Origin of the sequence: Winogradskya consettensis (assembly GCF_018332715.1) — a bacterium.
Lineage (GTDB): Bacteria > Actinomycetota > Actinomycetes > Mycobacteriales > Micromonosporaceae > Actinoplanes > Actinoplanes consettensis.
In genome coordinates, this window is the sequence record NZ_BOQP01000008.1 from 493,051 (window position 1) to 509,784 (window position 16,734).

At 70.5% G+C, this 16,734-nt stretch carries 13 protein-coding genes; 4 read left to right on the top strand and 9 right to left on the bottom strand.

Annotated elements, in window-relative coordinates:
- Window positions 1-11 precede the first annotated feature (11 nt).
- The 3 genes from Aco04nite_RS10860 to Aco04nite_RS10870 all read left to right on the top strand — a co-directional run bounded on the left by Aco04nite_RS10860 (window position 12) and on the right by Aco04nite_RS10870 (window position 5,028).
- Window positions 12-2,735 carry a hybrid sensor histidine kinase/response regulator gene (locus Aco04nite_RS10860; protein WP_212997064.1) on the top strand — a complete coding sequence of 908 codons (2,724 nt, stop codon included), beginning with the start codon at window positions 12-14 and terminating at the stop codon, window positions 2,733-2,735.
- A gap of 107 nt (window positions 2,736-2,842) precedes the next feature.
- Window positions 2,843-4,246 (top strand): serine/threonine protein kinase, encoded by a 1,404-nt coding sequence (locus tag Aco04nite_RS10865; RefSeq protein ID WP_244875882.1) that lies wholly within the window; start codon window positions 2,843-2,845, stop codon window positions 4,244-4,246.
- A 443-nt stretch (window positions 4,247-4,689) separates the two neighbouring features.
- Window positions 4,690-5,028 carry an RNA polymerase-binding protein RbpA gene (locus Aco04nite_RS10870; protein WP_015622005.1) on the top strand — a complete coding sequence of 113 codons (339 nt, stop codon included), beginning with the start codon at window positions 4,690-4,692 and terminating at the stop codon, window positions 5,026-5,028.
- Window positions 5,029-5,292: 264 nt separating this feature from the next.
- Here Aco04nite_RS10870 and Aco04nite_RS10875 read toward each other — a convergent pair whose 3' ends face one another.
- The 9 genes from Aco04nite_RS10875 to kdd all read right to left on the bottom strand — a co-directional run bounded on the left by Aco04nite_RS10875 (window position 5,293) and on the right by kdd (window position 15,205).
- Window positions 5,293-5,829: an FxsA family protein gene (locus Aco04nite_RS10875; RefSeq protein WP_212997065.1), complete on the bottom strand. Its 537-nt coding sequence runs from the start codon at window positions 5,827-5,829 to the stop codon at window positions 5,293-5,295.
- A gap of 63 nt (window positions 5,830-5,892) precedes the next feature.
- The gene (locus Aco04nite_RS10880) at window positions 5,893-6,702 is read right to left on the bottom strand and encodes a polyprenol monophosphomannose synthase (RefSeq protein ID WP_212997066.1); all 810 of its coding nucleotides are present in this window, start codon (window positions 6,700-6,702) and stop codon (window positions 5,893-5,895) included.
- A 14-nt stretch (window positions 6,703-6,716) separates the two neighbouring features.
- Window positions 6,717-8,318 carry an apolipoprotein N-acyltransferase gene (gene lnt / locus Aco04nite_RS10885; protein ID WP_212997279.1) on the bottom strand — a complete coding sequence of 534 codons (1,602 nt, stop codon included), beginning with the start codon at window positions 8,316-8,318 and terminating at the stop codon, window positions 6,717-6,719.
- A 431-nt stretch (window positions 8,319-8,749) separates the two neighbouring features.
- Entirely contained in the window at window positions 8,750-10,003 is a 1,254-nt protein-coding gene (locus Aco04nite_RS10890; RefSeq protein ID WP_212997067.1) for a glutamate mutase L, read from the bottom strand.
- Window positions 10,000-10,365 carry a 3-aminobutyryl-CoA ammonia lyase gene (gene kal / locus Aco04nite_RS10895; RefSeq protein WP_212997068.1) on the bottom strand — a complete coding sequence of 122 codons (366 nt, stop codon included), beginning with the start codon at window positions 10,363-10,365 and terminating at the stop codon, window positions 10,000-10,002. Before kal ends, Aco04nite_RS10890 begins: the two co-directional genes overlap by 4 nt.
- Window positions 10,362-11,096: a lysine 5,6-aminomutase subunit beta gene (gene kamE / locus Aco04nite_RS10900; protein ID WP_212997069.1), complete on the bottom strand. Its 735-nt coding sequence runs from the start codon at window positions 11,094-11,096 to the stop codon at window positions 10,362-10,364. Before kamE ends, kal begins: the two co-directional genes overlap by 4 nt.
- The gene (gene kamD / locus Aco04nite_RS10905; RefSeq protein WP_244875883.1) at window positions 11,093-12,652 is read right to left on the bottom strand and encodes a lysine 5,6-aminomutase subunit alpha; all 1,560 of its coding nucleotides are present in this window, start codon (window positions 12,650-12,652) and stop codon (window positions 11,093-11,095) included. The genes kamE and kamD overlap by 4 nt, the downstream gene beginning before the upstream one ends.
- A gap of 4 nt (window positions 12,653-12,656) precedes the next feature.
- A complete protein-coding gene (locus tag Aco04nite_RS10910) occupies window positions 12,657-14,180 on the bottom strand; it encodes an amidohydrolase (RefSeq protein WP_212997071.1) in 1,524 nt (507 codons plus the stop codon).
- 5 nt (window positions 14,181-14,185) lie between these two features.
- Window positions 14,186-15,205, bottom strand: a complete 1,020-nt coding sequence (gene kdd, locus Aco04nite_RS10915) for an L-erythro-3,5-diaminohexanoate dehydrogenase (protein WP_244875884.1) — start codon at window positions 15,203-15,205, stop codon at window positions 14,186-14,188.
- 135 nt (window positions 15,206-15,340) lie between these two features.
- Here kdd and Aco04nite_RS10920 point away from each other — a divergent pair, with 135 nt between their 5' ends.
- Window positions 15,341-16,690 (top strand): KamA family radical SAM protein, encoded by a 1,350-nt coding sequence (locus tag Aco04nite_RS10920; protein ID WP_212997073.1) that lies wholly within the window; start codon window positions 15,341-15,343, stop codon window positions 16,688-16,690.
- Window positions 16,691-16,734 lie beyond the last annotated feature (44 nt).

Consider the following 16,734-nt stretch of genomic DNA (forward strand, 5'->3'; position numbering starts at 1 on the left):
ATCAGGTCTGTGTGGCGCAGCAGTGGGCACTGGTCGGCAACATCGTCATCGCGTGCGCGTACGCCGCGATCACCGTTGCGATCGTGGTGCCGGTGGTGCGCGCGGGACAGTTGCGCACGAACCGGCTCGCGGTCGCCACCGCGATGATCTTCTTCAGCTGCGCCGTCGGGCACGCGCTGCATGCGGCGATGTACTGGCAGGCGGCGTGGGCGTCGTCGGCGACCATGGCGGGGATGCATCAGAGCTGGTCGTTGTGGCCGACCGCGGCGTGGGACGTGCTGACCGCGGCGGTCGGGGTCTACTACTGGACGCTGCGCCGCGGCTACGGGGTGCTGCTCGCCGGGCGCGGGGCGTTGTTCGAGGAGCCGCACGAGCAGCAGCGCCGGCACGCCATCGAGATGCGCGAACAGGTCGCGGTGGGCCGCGCGCAGGCCGAGGCGGAACGCGACGCGCAGACCGCGATGCTGCTCGCGGTGATCACGAACAGTCAGTCGGCGATCTACGTGAAGGACCTCGACGGGCGGTACCTGCTCGCGAACGAGACGTTCCAGAAGGCGTTCGGGCTCAGCGAGGCGCAGATCCTCGGGCGTACCGATCATGATCTGGATCCGGAACTGGCCCCGGTCTGGCAGGCCAACGACAAGCTCGCCCTGGCCGGGGCGGTCCACATGGAGGAGTTCCAGGAGTCGGCCACCGGGGAGCGGCGGTTGTTCGAGTCGAACAAGTTCCCGCTGTTCGACCCGTTCGGTGAGTTGTACGGGATCTGCGGGGTGTCGCTGGACGTGACCGATCTGCGCAAGGCGACGCAGAACGCCGAGCTGGCCCGGGACGAGGCCGTCGAGCAGTCGAAGATCAAGACGGAGTTCCTGGCGACGATGAGCCACGAGATCCGTACGCCTATGAACGGGGTCCTGGGTCTCGCGTCGCTGCTGATGGGCACCGACCTGGACCCGGCGCAGCGCCGGTACGCCGCGGGGATCCACTCGGCGGGCAACGCGCTGCTCGGCGTCATCAACGACATCCTCGACTTCTCCAAGATCGAGGCCGGCAAGGTGGTCCTCGACCCGGACGACTTCGACCTGGGCGCGTTGCTCGCGGAGACGGCCGCGCTGGTCGCCCCGACGGCGGAGGACAAGGGCCTGACGGTGGTCACCCGCCGCGGCCCGGGTCTTCCCCGCACCGTACGCGGTGACGGCGGCCGGGTCCGGCAGGTGCTGATCAATCTGGCGGGCAACGCGGTGAAGTTCACCGGCAAGGGCAGCGTCACGGTCCGCGCGGATCTGGTGTCGTCGTCGGCGGACGGGCCGGTGGTGCGGTTCGAGGTCACCGACACCGGCATCGGGATCACGGCGTCGGACGCGGCCCGGCTGTTCGAGCCGTTCACGCAGGCCGACGCGTCGACGACCCGCACGTACGGTGGCACCGGGCTTGGCCTGGCGATCAGCAAGCAGCTCACCGAGGCCATGGGCGGCACGATCGGGGTCGACAGCGAACCGGGTCAGGGTTCCACGTTCTGGTGCTCGATCCCGTTCGAACCGGCGACCAGTGATGTCGTCGCGGCCGCACCGGACAACGCGGGTCTGCGTGTTCTGGTGGTCGGCACCGGCCCGGACCGCCCGGCTCTGGAGGCCGACCTGCGGCGCTGGCATCTGAAGGTCACCGCGGCGGACACCGGCCCGGCGGCGATGCACGCACTGCGCGACGCCGCCGAGCACGGCCGCCCGTTCGACGTGCTGCTGCTCGACGCGGACGCCGGCGACGTCGACACCGCCGGGCTGACCCGGGTCGTCGCCGCGGACCCGGCCATCCCGGCCGCGCACGTGATCGTTCTCGGCGCGGCTCCACCGGTGGATGCCCCCGAGGGGGGCGGTGCCACGTATCTGCCGAAACCCGTGCACCGTTCCGACCTGTACGACGTGCTCGCGCAGTGCCCGGCGGTGCCCGTACCCGCCGCCGCTGCCCGGCGGATCCTGGGCACGGTGCTGCTGGTCGAGGACAACGACATCAACCAGATGGTCGCCGTGGGGGTCCTGACGACGCTCGGCTACGAGGTCGACGTGGCCGGTGACGGCATCCGCGCGCTCGAGATGGCCGCCGCCCGGCACTACGACGCGATCCTGATGGACTGCCGGATGCCCCGCATGGACGGTTTCACCGCCACCGCGCAGTTGCGCCGCCGCGAGGCCGAGGGCGGGTCCCGTACCCCCATCATCGCGATGACGGCCAGCGCCCTGGTCGCCGACCGGGAACGCTGCCTGGCCGCCGGCATGGACGACTACCTGTCGAAACCGGTCAACCCGAACGAGCTCGGTCACGCCCTGGAACGCTGGATCCAGGGCACCCCGGCCGTCCCGGTCCTGCCCGCCGCCACCGTCGGGCACGCCGACGACCCGGTCGGTCGCCGCCTCGACGAACTCGCCGGCGACCACACCGACCCCGAGATGGCCCTGGTCGACCGGCTCGTCCAGTCGTTCCTGCGGCGCGCCCCCGCCCATCTGACGGTCCTGCGCTCCGCCCTGGCCTCCGGCGACGTGACGACCTTCGAGGAGGAGGCCCACACGTTCAAGGGCGCCGCCGGCAACATCGGCGCGACCGTGGTCGCCGACATCTGCGACGGCCTGGAGGAAACCGCCCGCGCCGGCAGCCTCCCGGGCTCCCTCGACGGTGACCTGCTGCGCCTGGAGGAAGAACTGCGCTGGGTCGAGCGCCGTTTGCACCTGGTCCTCGCGCAGTGACTCAGCGGGCGGTCACCCGTCATGGACGTCAGTCCATTGGGGGGCTTGCGTTGTGCGGCGGGTTGCGGCGCGGAAGTGTCGGTGGGTGGGGTTAGGGTCGGGTCGCTATGGCAGATCACGATGATTCCCCCCGCCGGGGGCAGGTCCCGAAACAGCCGGCTCTGAGCGTTCCCGTCCCTGACGACCCCGGTCCGGGCGGCGCTGTCGCGGCCGGAGCCGCGGGTCGCGGCGCCGGGTTCGACCGGGCGGCCTACCGATCGGTGGTGGCGCTGGGCGGCGGGGCCGACGGTGGGGGCGGGCCGGGCCTGGATGAGGACGGGGTGCCGGTGGAGACGCGGCCCTGTGCGCATTGCGGGCGGCCGGTGCCGCAGCGGGCGTCGGCGGGGCGGCCGTTCCGGTATTGCCGCGACAACGACGGGGAGTGCCAGCGGGCGTCGCGCAACGTCCGGATGCGCCACCGGGCGTCGCCGGGACTGGCGGGGCAGGTCGCGCGGACGTGGGAGGTCGTCGAGCGCCTGGATCAGCTCGTGGGGACGCTGAGCGAGTCCCTGCACGCCGAGATGTCGCCGTCCGGGGTGGAACGGCAGGTCGCCGAGGTACGCGCGGAGACGTCGCGTCAGGTGGCCGCCGCGCACACCGAACGCGACGATGCCCGCCGTGACGCCGACCGGGCCGCGGACGCGGCGGGCACGGCGGTGCAGGAGGCGCTGGTCGCCCGTGCCGACCGGGACGACGCGCGGCAGGAGGCCGACACGGCGCGGCGGCTGGCGGAGGCCGCCGCGGTGGATTCCCGTCAGGCGCTCGCGGCCCGTGACGAGGCGCAGGCCGCGGCGAGCGCGGCGGCGGCGTTGCGGGTGCAGGCCGAGACCGACCGTGACGCGGCCCGCCACGAAACCGGTTCGGTACGCACCGAGCTCATCGCCGTCCGCCGCGACCTCGATGCCGCTGCCCGTGACCGGGCCCAGGCGGCCGCGGACGCGCAGTCGGCCCGGGCGGAGCGTGACACCGCGCTGCAGGACCGTGACAGTGCTCTGGCTGAGCGGGACACCGCGCGCGCTGAGGCGGTCAGGTCCGCGAGTGAGGCGGGGGACGCTGCCCGTGCGCTCGAGACGGCGCTGGCTGATGCGTCGCGGGCGGCTGCTGATGCGGTTCGTGAGGTGGAGCAGGTGCGGGCCGGGTCGCGGCGTGAGGTGGCGGCCGCGCAGGGCGAGGCCGAGGCTGCCCGGGCCGAGACGGTGGCGGTGCGGGCCCGGGTGGCGGAGCTGACCGAGGCTGCCGGTGCTGATGCTGCGCGGCTCGCGGCGGCGCAGGCGGAAGCCGGCCGGCTCCGGGTGGACGGTGAGCGCTTGACGGCGGAGGCGACGGAGCTTCGGCGTACGGTCGAGAAGGCCCGCGCCGACGCCGACGCCGCGCATGCCCGGGTGGGTCAGCTGTCGGCCCAGGTGGGTGACCTGGCGTCCGCGCTGGCGTCGCTGGGGTCGTCGCGCGCCGCTGGCTCCGCGGGGAAGTAGAGCCCGGCTGCGGGTCGGTTGTGTGGTCGGGTGGGTGTTTTGTCGGGGCTGGGGTGGTCCGGGGTGACCGAAGTCTCTTTGCGGGGTGCGGAAACGGCGCTGAGTGTCATACAACGGGCTGTGGGGGTGCCGTGGTGACACCGATGGGGGACGATGTCGGGGGTTGCCGGGGTGGGACGGTAATCTTCCGCTGTGCTGGAGGTGGGTGGTTTGTGGGTTATCGGGGCCGGTGTCCGGCGTAGCGGTATCTGCAGATCTCGCAATATCCCGTAAAGTGGACCAAGGTCCACTTCAGGGTGGGCCTGAGTCGGCCGATAGGGGTTCCTGCCGGTTACGCTCGAAGCGTTAACACCGCCGACATACGGTGGTCGCCAGGAATCTCGCGACCGTCCGTTTCGTTACACCAACGGCAAGTAGCACCACGAGCGAGGGGATAGCCGATCATGGGCGAACGCATGCTGCGCGGCAGCCGTCTTGGCGCAGTCAGCTACGAGTCCGACCGCAACACGGAGCTGGCGCCCCGGCAGACCCGCGAGTACCTGTGCGTGAAGGGTCACCAGTTCGAGGTGCCGTTCGCCGTCGACGCCGAGGTGCCGATCACCTGGGAATGCAAGTTCGACGGCAGCGTCGCGCGACTGGTCGACGGGAACGAGCCGGAGCAGAAGAAGGCCAAGCCGCCCCGTACCCACTGGGACATGCTCCTCGAGCGCCGGTCGATCTCGGAGCTGGAGGACATCCTCAACGAGCGCCTGCAGGAGGTCCGCACCCGCCGGGGTCGCTGACCGCAGGACACCACGGTCGCCGTTCCGCCCGGTTCCAGGGGCGGGGCGGCGATTTGCTGTGCCCGGCCGGTGCCCGCGGACAGGGCGGAGGGAACGCGGCGTCCGACCGAACGAGGCCGGCCAGGCGGCGATGCTCAGGTCAAGGCCATGACAGCCGATGGCCCGGGCGGCGATGTGCGGGCGCCGGAACGGCGCAACCCGGTTGTCGGGCAGAGCTGGGACACCCGGCGGGTGGGGCGGTAGCCCGGCTGTTCTGACTGCCTGTCAGCGGACGATTTCGCCTTCGACGACTTCGCCCTGCAGGACCTCGGCCGGCGCGGTGTGGCCCGTCGGGTCGGTCGCGGTGGGTGGGGAGTCGTCGACGGGGGCGGACTGTTTGACCTTGACGTGGCGGGGGCCGAACAGGTCGCTGGCGACGGTGGCGGAGACGCGGCGTTCGGTGTAGTGCTCGACGGCTCTGCGGGCCAGGATGCGGCCCGGGGGGACGATCAGCAGCAGCCCGGCGACCGCGGAGATGAAGCCGGGGACGGCGAGCAGCAGCGCGCCGAGCAGGCCGATGAGGGAGTTGCTGACCTGGGCGCCGGGTGGGCGGCCGGATTCGGCGGCGGCGCGGAAGGCCCGCCAGCCGCGGATGCCTTCGCGGCGGAGCAGGGCGAGGCCGATGATGCTCGCGGCGCCGAGGAGCAGGATCGACCAGAGAGCGCCGATGGTGTGCACTGCCGTGACGAACACGGCGATCTCGGCTACCGCGAGCACCAGCAGTGCCAGGGGTAGCAAGGCCAGGCTTCGTGGGAGTCGCATCAAACGTTCACCCTCTCCGGGTGGTCACCGGTCCGGGTTCCAGCATGACACGCACGTGCCCGTTCACGGCCAGGTGGAAGGCTGCTTCGGTTTGCGGCCGAGCTTGTTCATGACTGCTTCCTTGCGGGCGGCGGCACCCCACACGGTGACCCTGAGCAGCTGTTCCTTGAAAATGTTGCCGCTCATCTTGCTGACGCCGTGTTCGCGTTCGGTGAACGTGATGGGCACCTCAGCCATGCGGAAACCGTTGCGGTACGTGCGCCAGGTCATCTCGACCTGGAACGAGTAGCCCTGCGACGCGATGGTCGCGACGTCGATCTTGTCGATGACGTCCATGCGGTAGGCACGGTAGCCGCCGGTGGCGTCCTTGAACGGCATGCCGAGGGCCATGCGGATGTAGATGTTGCCGCCGCGGGACAGCAGCAGCCGGTGCATGGGCCAGTTGTGGACGCTGCCGCCGGGGATGTAGCGGGTGCCGAGCACGGCGTCGGTGTCGCCGAGGGCGTCGAGGAGCTTGTGCAGCTCTTCGGGGGCGTGGGAGCCGTCGGCGTCCATCTCGACGACGGCGTCGTAGCCTTTGTCCTTCGCCCAGGCGAAACCGGCGACGTACGCGGCGCCGAGGCCTTCCTTGCCGGCGCGGTGCAGGACGAAGATCTGGTCGTCGCCGGCGGCGATCTCGTCGGCGATCGCGCCGGTGCCGTCGGGCGAGTTGTCGTCAGCGACGAGGATGTCGACCTGGGGTACGGCTTTACGCACCCGCCCGGTGATCAGGCGGACGTTGTCGGCCTCGTTGTACGTGGGGATGACCACGAGGACGCGCCCGACCCCCGGGTATCCCTCCGAGCCCGCCGCCGTCGCGTTCGCGTCGCTCACCGTTCCTCCGTCGTTCACTCTGCGGCCGGTATGCCGCGGGTTCTGCGGCGGCGCAGGGGCGCCGCCGCGAGCAGGGCGAAAAGGGCCAGGGCGACCATGGTCAGCTCCGGCCAGTGTCCCAGGCGAGTCGCCAGCGTACGCGGTCCCCCGATGTGCATGTCATGCAGGACCACGGCGTCCACATTGAAGCCGGTGGCGGCGATGACCTCACCGTCGGTGCCGGTGAACGCGGACACCCCGACGGTGGACACCATGAGGCCCTCGCGGCCGTGTTCGACGGAGCGCAGCTGCACCATGGCGAGCTGCTGGCGGGCTTCGGCCTCGTTGAACGTGGCGTTGTTGGTCTGGGTGGCGAGGATCTGCGCACCGCCGACGACGGTGTCACGCACGATGCTGTCGTAGGCGACCTCGAAGCAGATGACGTCACCGACGACCCCGATGGGGGTTTTCACGATCCCCGGGGTGGTCCCGGCGACCATGTTCTGCACGAGGTCGACCTTGTCGGACACCAGGCGCGCGACGGACCGCATCGGCATGTACTCCGCGAACGGGACGGGGTGGCGTTTCACGTACGCCTGGTCGAGGTCCGGGCCGGTCGCCGGCTGCCAGAGCAGGCTGGCGTTGCGGATCTCGCCGGGCACGTCACCGCGCAGGACGGTGCCGAGCAGGATCGGTACGCCGATCGCGTCGGCGGCCTGCGCGATCTGCTGGGCGGCGTCCTGGTTCTTCAGCGGGTCGATGTCGCTGGAGTTCTCGGGCCAGACGACGAGGTCGGGTTGCGGTTTCCGGCCCAGTTTGACTTCCGAGGCGAGCGCCTCGGTGGCGTGGACGTGGTTGAGCAGCACCGCGGCGCGCTGGGCGTTGAAGTCCAGCCCGAGCCGCGGCACGTTGCCCTGCACGATCGCGATCGTCTGTGTCGCGGTGGCCGGTTTCGCGGTGGGTACGAGTGCCGGCCCGGCGATCAGCGCGGCCAGGGCGACGGCGAACCCGGCGGCGGGCACGAGGGTGCGGGGTTTCCAGGTGCGCCAGGCGAGGGCGACGAGGGCTCCCCCGGCGGCGGCGGCGATGAACGTGACCAGCGGTGCCCCGCCGAGGACGGCGACGCGCAGCGCGGGGGCGTCGCCCTGGCTGAACGCGACCCTGCCCCAGGGGAACCCGCCGAACGGGGCCCGGTCCCGCAGCGCTTCCTGCGCGACCCAGAGCAGCCCGGTCAGCAGCGGCCACAGGGCCCGGAACCTGTCGGTGAGCGGGGACAGCCACGCCGAGGCCATGCCGAGCAGCCCGAGGTAGAACGCCTGCGCGAGCGACAGCAGGATCCAGGGCAGCCAGCCGGCGGCGATGCGGGTCCAGTCGAGCAGCGGCACGAACAGCACGACACCGGCGATGAACCCGACGCCGAGGCCGCCGCGGAGCCTGCGGCGGTGGGTGGCGGCGGCGAGCCCGGCGATCCCGGCGGGCGCGAGCCACCACTGGCCGTACGGGGGTAGTGACAGCAGCAGCGCGGCGCCGGAGGCCAGGGCGAGCAGCACCGCCACCCACAGCGGCAACGGCCGGGGAGTGCCGGGCGCACCCGCGGAGCTCGGCTGCTCCGGCGCAGGTGTTGGCTGAAGCGTCAATAAATCCACTCGCGAGAGGCTACCCGGCGACGGTCACGAAATGGCAAGGAGCAGGGGCGCGGCCCGCCGGACCGCGCCCCTGGGTGCTTCCTGGTGTCCTCGTCCCGGGCCGAGGGGTCGTGCGGGTGTCGCCAGGCCTTCGGACCGGCGCGCTGCGGGCCGGCTGCCCGCGTCGTGCCGTTGTCTACTGGCCTGTCTTCCCCCGTCGACCCGTCCCGCGAGCATTCGGCTGGTCCGCGCCGCCCCGCACGACCCCCACCCCCTGGACCTGGTGCACGCGCCGTTCGGGTCTGCCGCGTGGCCAGTGGGCGAAAGAGTTGGAGCGAACAAAGCCGTACACCCGGGAATGGGACCCGTCGACGGTACGTCCTCGCCCCGGAGGGTTGTCAACCGCCACACCCGTGCGTGGGCGTGTCGCGTTTCCCGGCGTGTCACAGGGCGTTCACCAACGCGTGCGCGGCGCCGGGGTGCTCGGCGGCGAGCAGACCCGCGGCGGCCAGCACGTACTGGCTGTCGACGGTGCGCCGGGCGGTGCGCGGGGGTGCCCACCCGCCGGCGGTGTCGGTCAGCACGGCGTCGAGGACGGTGTCACCACCGCCGTGGCGCAGGACCCCGCCGGAACCGACCACGAGCCGTACGTCGCGCAGGTCCCGCCCGCCGGTGCGGGGCAGCCCGGGCCCGGGCGAGTGCCCGCGGGCGTGCCGCCGCAACGCGATCATCGCGGCGGTCGACGCGAGACCCCGGTCCGCGGCCACCGTACCGAGCGAGATGTCCGGGAAGTCCAGTTTTTCGACACCGGCGGCGGCGACAACTCCGGGTGCCCCGACCCCGACACCGAGATCACCCTCGACGGTCCGGGACCGCCACAACGTCCCGGCGACGTCCCGTTGCGGCCCGGCGGACAGTTCCGCGTCGGGGATCAGCGCCGAATACACGTCCGTCGTCGCCCCACCCACGTCGACGACGAGAACCCCCGCACCGAGGGTGTCGGCGAGCACGGACACCCCCGCCAGGACCGCGTCCGGCGTCGCAGCCCGCACGAGCCGCGCGAAGCGACCACCCCGGGACAACCGTTTCCCGCCGATGACGTGCCGCAGGAACACCTCCCGGATCGCCGAGCGCGCCGGCCCGGGGTCGAGCACCCCGATGCGGGGCAGAACGTTTCCGGTCACGGTCACCGGGACCCGCCGCTCGGCCAGCACCGCCGACGCGTACTCCCGGACGTCCGCATTCCCCGCCACCACGACCGGGACACGCAACCGGGACGTCGCCAGGCGGCGCGCGTTGTGCGCGAGGGTGTCACCGTCACCGCCGTCGGTCCCGCCGACGAGCAGGATCACATCGGGCCGCGCCGCCCGCACCCCGGCGACGGCAGCGCCGTCGAGCAGCCCGGCGTGGACGTGGACGACCTGCGCCCCGGCGGACAACCCGACCCGGTGCCCGGCCTCGGCGGTGACGAGGGCCTCGTACCCGATGACGGCCAGCCGCAGCCCCCCACCGGCGGACGAGCACACGTACAACTCCCCCGCCCCGACCTGCGCGACCGCCCGGTCGAGGCCGTGCAGCACATCGGTGCCGGCGGTGGTCGGGACCTCGGCGCGGCCGGTCAGGGTGCCGTCGGCCAGGTCGACCCGGCACGCCTTGGTGTACGTGGACCCGACGTCGACACAGACCGCGAAACTCACGACTTCGGGGGCACGACCACGGTGCCGACAGCGGTCACCGCGATGATCGGCTCGGCGAGCACCGCCGCCGCGGACCCGTCCGTGCCCCGGCACACCACGGCTGACGTGAACTCGATGCGCCGCGACCGCGTACCCATGTGCACGACCGTGGCCGTGACCTCGACGACGTCGCCGGCTTTGACGGGGGCCTTGAACTGCACGTCGGAGTACGACGCGAACAGCCCCTCGTCGCCGTCGAGCCGGATGCACACCTCGGTGGCGACATCCCCGAACAACCCCAGCGAATACGCCCCGTCGACGAGGTTCCCCGCGTAGTGGGCATGGGAGTACGGCACGTACCGGCGATGCGTCACAGTGATCATTTTTGGTCTCCGAGCAGGGCGTGGACGAGGTAGGAGGCAACTTCGCGGGGGGTGGTGCCGCGGCCGAAGATCCGGTCGACGCCGAGCTCGGCGGCCATCAGCTCGTCGAAACGGGGCCCGCCGACGATCAGCAACGGCCGTTTCCCCGCCGGCAGCGCCTCCCGGAACGCCGCCGTCATCGCCCGGGTGTTCTGCAGATGCGCGTCGCGTTGCGTCACGACCTGCGACACCAGGACCGCGTCGGCCTTCTGCGCGCGGGCGGTCTCGACGAGTTCCGGGACCGACACCTGCGCACCCATGTTCGTCACGGCGAGCTCCCGGTAGTACTCGAGGCCTTTCTCCCCCGCGATGCCCTTGACGTTGAGGATCGCGTCGATCCCGACGGTGTGCGCGTCGGTGCCGATGCACGCCCCGACCACCGACAACCGGCGCCGCAGCTTGCGTTTGATGACCGCGTTGACGTCCTTCGCCGACAGCAGCGGATAGTCCCGCTCGACGACCTGCACCTTCTCCGTGTCGACCAGGTGCGTGACGCGGCCGTAGACGACGAAGAACGTGAACCCGTCACCCATCGGCTTGGCGTGCACGAGCATCGCCGGGTCCAGGCCCATCTTGTTCGCCAACTGGATCGCGGCACCCTCGGCGCGTTTGTCGTGGGTGACGGGCAGCGTGAACGACACCTGCACCATCCCGTCGCCGGTGGTGTCCCCGTACGGGCGCACGATACTCATCGCAGTCCTTCCAGGGCGTTCGTGACGGGGTTGAAGTAGTCGCCGTCGTGGCGGGCGACCCCGTCGAGGCCCTTGCCGCGGTCGGCGGGCCGTTTCATGATCCCGAACGTGCCGTCCGCGATCGCGGTCAGCATCGAGTCGGCAACGATGCGTTCCAGTAACTCGACAGCCTCACCGAGGACCTCATGGGCGCGGCGCTGGATGAACCCGCCGGGGGCGGGCACGAAGTCCTCGTGCAGGTTGCCGGCACCGTTGAGGACGTACCGCACGTTCTGCAGGGCGATGTCGCGGTCCGACAGCCACGGCGTCACCACCGCCTCCGTCATCATCCCCACCAGCAGGATCCCCTGCCCGGTCAGCGCCCCGACGAGGTTGAAGAACCCGTCCAGGAGGTTCCCGCGGAACACGTCACCGGTCATGTGCTTCGTCGGCGGCATCCACTTCAACGGCGCATCCGGGAACAACTCCCGTGCCAGCAGGGCGTGGGCGAGTTCCAGGCGGAACGACTCCGGGACCTCCGGGTTGATCTCGAACGCGTGCCCCAGCCCCAGCTGCCAGTCCTCCAGACCGGCCTCATGGGCGAAGAACTCGTTCATCAGCTGCGACACCGTCACCGTGTGCGCCGCCTCGACCGCGTCCGCCGTGGTCAGGTAGTTGTCCTCACCGGTGTTGATGATGATCCCGGCCCGGGCGTGGACCTGCCGCGAGAACCGCTGATCCACGAACGTCCGGATCGGGTTGATGTCGCGGAACAGGATCCCGTACATCGAGTCGTTGAGCATCATGTCGAGCCGCTCCATGCCGGCCATCGCCGCCATCTCCGGCATGCACAACCCCGACGCGTAGTTCGTCAGCCGCACATACCGGCCCAGCTCCTTCGACGTCTCATCCAGCGCCGCCCGCATCAACCTGAAATTCTCCTGCGTCGCGTACGTACCCGCGAACCCCTCCCGGGTCGCACCCTCCGGCACGTAGTCGAGCAGCGACTGACCCGTCGACCGGATCACCGCGATCACATCCGCACCCGCCCGCGCCGCCGCCTGCGCCTGCGGGATGTCCTCGTAGATGTCCCCGGTCGCCACGATCAGATAGATCCACGGCCGCCGCGGCGCATCCCCGAACCGCTTGATCAGCCGCTCCCGCTCGACCCGCCGACGATCCACGACCTTCAACCCGGCATTGGCCGCCCTGGTCGCGGCCCGCCGCGCCGCGACCAGCTCCGCCTTTTTCGCGGGTACGCCGAACGTCACGGCCCCCGCGGCAGCCTTCTGCGCGAGCACCGTGACATCGTCGATCCCCTCCCGCGCCATCGCCGCGAACACCGGCACCGACACCCCGTGACCCAGGCCCACATCCGCCCGGACAGCGTCAACGAGGCGGTTCACCCACGGAATCCCGTCCGAGTCTGCACCCCGCACCCCGGCCAGGCGCAGCACCGCCCGCTCCACCGACACCGTCGTATGCGACCGCGCCAGCTCCACCACCGGCGCCCCCGCCTCAGCGGCCAGCGCCCGCGCCCGCGCGACCACCCCGGGATCCAGACCCAGCTTCTCCACGCACCTACTCCTCGAAGATCGTCTCGCCGGACAACACCGTCCGGCGGCACACCGGCCGCTCAGGAACCACATCGTCGACGTCGGGCAGCAACGCCGGCAGGCCACCGTCGAGCCCCGACGGCGTCTCCCACACCGCGAACGTCGCCTGCGCCCCCGGAGCGAGGACACCCGCGTCGTCCACCCCCACGGCACGCCACCCACCCCGCGTCGACGCACCGAACGCCGAACGAACACCCATCCGATACACCGGGTTCCGCGGCGCCGCAGCAGCCACCACCGCAGCCCACGGATCCAGCGGCGTCACCGGCGAATCCGACCCGAACGCCAAGGTCACCCCCGTCGCGTACATCGCCCCGATCGGATTCGTCGCCAACGCCCGCTCCACACCGAGACGCTGCGCGTACATCCGGTCCGGGCCACCCCACAACGCGTCGAACACCGGCTGCACACTCGCGACCACCCCGAACTCGACCATCCGCGCGATCATCGCCTTGTCCGCGAGCTCCACGTGCTCGATCCGGTGCCGGCCCTCCCGCACCCGATCCACACCCACCGCCCGCGCCGCGATCGCGAACCCCTCCAGCACCGCCTCGATCGCCGCGTCCCCGATGGCATGAAAACCGCCCTGCACCCCCAGCTCCACACACTCCAGGAGATGCGCACCCGCCTGCTCAGCGGTCACAAAAGCCTCACCACACCCAGGACCATCCACGTACGCCGACCGCACCGAAGCCGTCCGCGACCCCAGCGCCCCGTCCGCGTACAAATCCCCACCCGCACCGACCGCACCAAGATCCCGCGCCCGGACCGCCCCACCGAGCTCACCCCAGTACCCGAACACCCGCGGCAGACCGTCCCCGGACAAACGCAGCACCGACTGGAAATCCGCCTCCGACGACGTACCCGGCCCGCCACACTCGTGCACCGACGCCACACCCCGCGACGCCGCAAGACGCAACGCCGTCCGCTGCGCATCCGTGCGCTGCTGCGGGGTCAGCGAACCCAGAGCCACCGCACGCACGGCGTGATGCTCGTTCTCCCGCACCCAATTCGACGTGGGGTTGATCTGCGGGCACGCCGCCAGCATCGAGCTGGACACCAACGCCGAATGCACCGACGCCTGCGACAGATACACCCGCCGCCCACCCGCGGCCTTCTCCAGCTCCTCACCGCTCGGCGGGGACTGCACCAGCCACGTCGACTCGTCCCAGCCATGACCCAGCACCACCGCATCCGACGCCTTACCCGCCGCGAACCCGGCCACCGCATCCAGCAACTCACCCGCCGACCGCACACCCGACAGATCCAGGCCATCAGCCGCCAGACCCGTATCCGTCGCATGAATGTGCGCATCCACGAACGCCGGCGTCACCAACCCACCACCAAGATCCACCACCCGGTCCGCCGACGGCGCATCACCGTCCGCCCCGAGCCACCCGATCCGGCCATCACGCACCAGCATCGCGGTCGCCCGCGGATCCGCCGCCGAGTAGAAACGCCCGCCCTTGAACAGCACCACCGAAGTCATGACCGTCAGTGTGCCGAAACCCGCGCCTCGAACAACGCCCGCACCGCAGGAGTGCGCCGCACCACATCCAACGCGAACGCCGCATGCCCCGGCACAAAACCGTTCCCCACCAGCATCGTCACATCCGCCGCCAGACCCTCCGCCCCCAGCGCCGCCGCGGAGAAACTCGTCGCCATCGAGAAGAAGATCACCGTGCCACCCGCCGCCGTCGCCAGGATCGCCCCGTGCTCACACCCCGGCACATCCACACACACGACCGTCACCGTCGCCGGCGCCTCGAACGCCTCCGCGACCGCAACCGGATCCCGGGCATCAACCACCGCGACCCGATCCGCAAGACCATGCTCGACGATCAACGAACGCTCAGCCTCGGAAACCACCACAGCACGCGTCTGCGCCCCCGCCAGCCGCGCCGCAGTCAACGCCAGGGAACCACTCTTACCGGCTCCACCCAGCACCGTCACCGACACATCACCGGAATAGCCGCGCACCACCCGATCCACCAAGGCCGGCGCACCACACACGTCGAACACCGCCAGGGCCAGCTCCGGAGACAGATCATCCGGCAGCACCGCCACCACGGAACGCCCGAACAGAATCGCATGCCCCGACGCCGGGACCTGCTCACTCAACCCGTCCCAGCCCGCGAGGCCGTCATCGATGACCAGCGGCGTCAACGTCAACGACACCAGCGTCGCCACCCGGTCACCGGCCTTCACCGCAAGCGGCGACTCCGGACCGACCTCCTCCACGACACCGATCAACATCCCACCCGACCCCGTGACCGGATTGTGCATCTTCCCGCGCGTACCGACGATCTCCAGAACCTCAGCCCGCACCGCCGCACCATCACCACCGTGCTTCACCGACAACTGCCGGAAACTCGCCGCATCCAGATTCAGCCGCGACACCCGCACCCGAACCTCATCAGCCGCCAGCTCCGCACGCGCATCCAGACGCCAAGCAGCCTGCGGCAACACCCCCACCGGCTCCAGCACCCGCGGCAAACCCACCCCAGAGGTCACACCCACCACCCCAGACGTCATACGAAAAGACTGTCAGGCCGCCATCAAACCGTAAATCCTCCCGGCAGACGGTTACCAGACCACAGATCCTCCAGTACGGTCAGAGTCGATCACACCTCGACCCAGGAGGCATCGGTGACCCAAGCCGCCGGCCAGCCCTACGACTACCAGCGCCGCCCCCTCACCGAACCGGACTGGACCCGCTTCCCCGGATGGCGCGACGTCACCACCGCCCAATGGGAATCCGCCCAATGGCAACGCGTGAACTGCGTCAAGAACATCAAACAACTGCGCGCCCTCATGGGTGACCTGCTCGACGAAGCGTTCTACGCCGACCTCGACACCGACCAGCAACGCCTCGCCACCATGTCGATGCTGGTCACACCCCAGATGCTCAACACCATGGTGCCCGACAGCGAGATCACCACGGACGCGTTCTACGCCGACCCGATCCGCCGCTACATGATCCCCGTCGCCACCGACCGCCACCTCGACTGGCCGTCACACCCCCACGCCACCCGCGACAGCCTCCACGAACACGACATGTGGGTCGCCGAAGGCCTCACCCACCGCTACCCCACCAAGGTCCTCGCCGAACTGCTCAGCACCTGCCCGCAATACTGCGGGCACTGCACCCGCATGGACCTCGTCGGCAACAGCACCCCCACCGTCGACAAACTCAAGTTGACCCTCAAACCGGTCGACAGGTACGACGCCCACCTGAAATACCTGAAGGAACACCCCGGCGTCCGCGACGTCGTCGTCTCCGGAGGCGACGTCGCCAACGTCCCCTGGAAACAACTCGAGACCTACCTCATGGGACTCCTCAACGTCCCCACCGTCCGCGACATCCGCCTCGCCACCAAAGCCCTCATGGGACTCCCCCAGCACTGGCTACAAGCAGATGTCGTCGAAGGCCTCAACCGCGTCGCCATCACCGCCGAACGACGCGGCGTCAACCTCGCCGTCCACACCCACGTCAACCACGTCAACTCACTCACACCACTGGTCGCCCGCGCCGCCCGCATGCTCCTCGAAGTCGGCGTCCGCGACGTCCGCAACCAGGGCGTCCTCATGCGCGGCGTCAACGCCACCACCAAGGACCTGCTCGACCTCTGCTTCGGCCTGCAAGGAGAAGCCGGCATCCTGCCGTACTACTTCTACATGTGCGACATGATCCCGCACGCCGAACACTGGCGCGTCCCCGTCTGGTACGCCCAGCAACTCCAGCACGACATGATGGGCTACCTCCCCGGATACGCCACCCCGCGCATCGTCTGCGACGTCCCGTTCGTCGGCAAACGCTGGGTCCACATGGTCAGCGAATACGACCGCGAACACGGCATCTCCTACTGGACGAAGAACTACCGCACCAGCATCGAAGCCGACGACGCCGAAGCCCTCAGCAAACTGCACGCGTACTACGACCCGATCGACACCCTGCCCCAATCCGGCCAGGACTGGTGGCGCAAACAGATCGCCTAGCCCTACGCACACGAATGGCCCCGGACCGTCTGGTCCGGGGCCAT

Bases quoted from the DNA above. Each gene is read 5' to 3' on its own strand.
- Aco04nite_RS10865 (WP_244875882.1), top strand. From the start codon at position 2,843: ATGGCAGATCACGATGATTCCCCCCGCCGGGGGCAGGTCCCGAAACAG.
- Aco04nite_RS10870 (WP_015622005.1), top strand. From the start codon at position 4,690: ATGGGCGAACGCATGCTGCGCGGCAGCCGTCTTGGCGCAGTCAGCTAC.
- Aco04nite_RS10875 (WP_212997065.1), bottom strand. From the start codon at position 5,829: ATGCGACTCCCACGAAGCCTGGCCTTGCTACCCCTGGCACTGCTGGTG.
- kal (WP_212997068.1), bottom strand. From the start codon at position 10,365: ATGATCACTGTGACGCATCGCCGGTACGTGCCGTACTCCCATGCCCAC.
- kamE (WP_212997069.1), bottom strand. From the start codon at position 11,096: ATGAGTATCGTGCGCCCGTACGGGGACACCACCGGCGACGGGATGGTG.
- Aco04nite_RS10910 (WP_212997071.1), bottom strand. From the start codon at position 14,180: ATGACTTCGGTGGTGCTGTTCAAGGGCGGGCGTTTCTACTCGGCGGCG.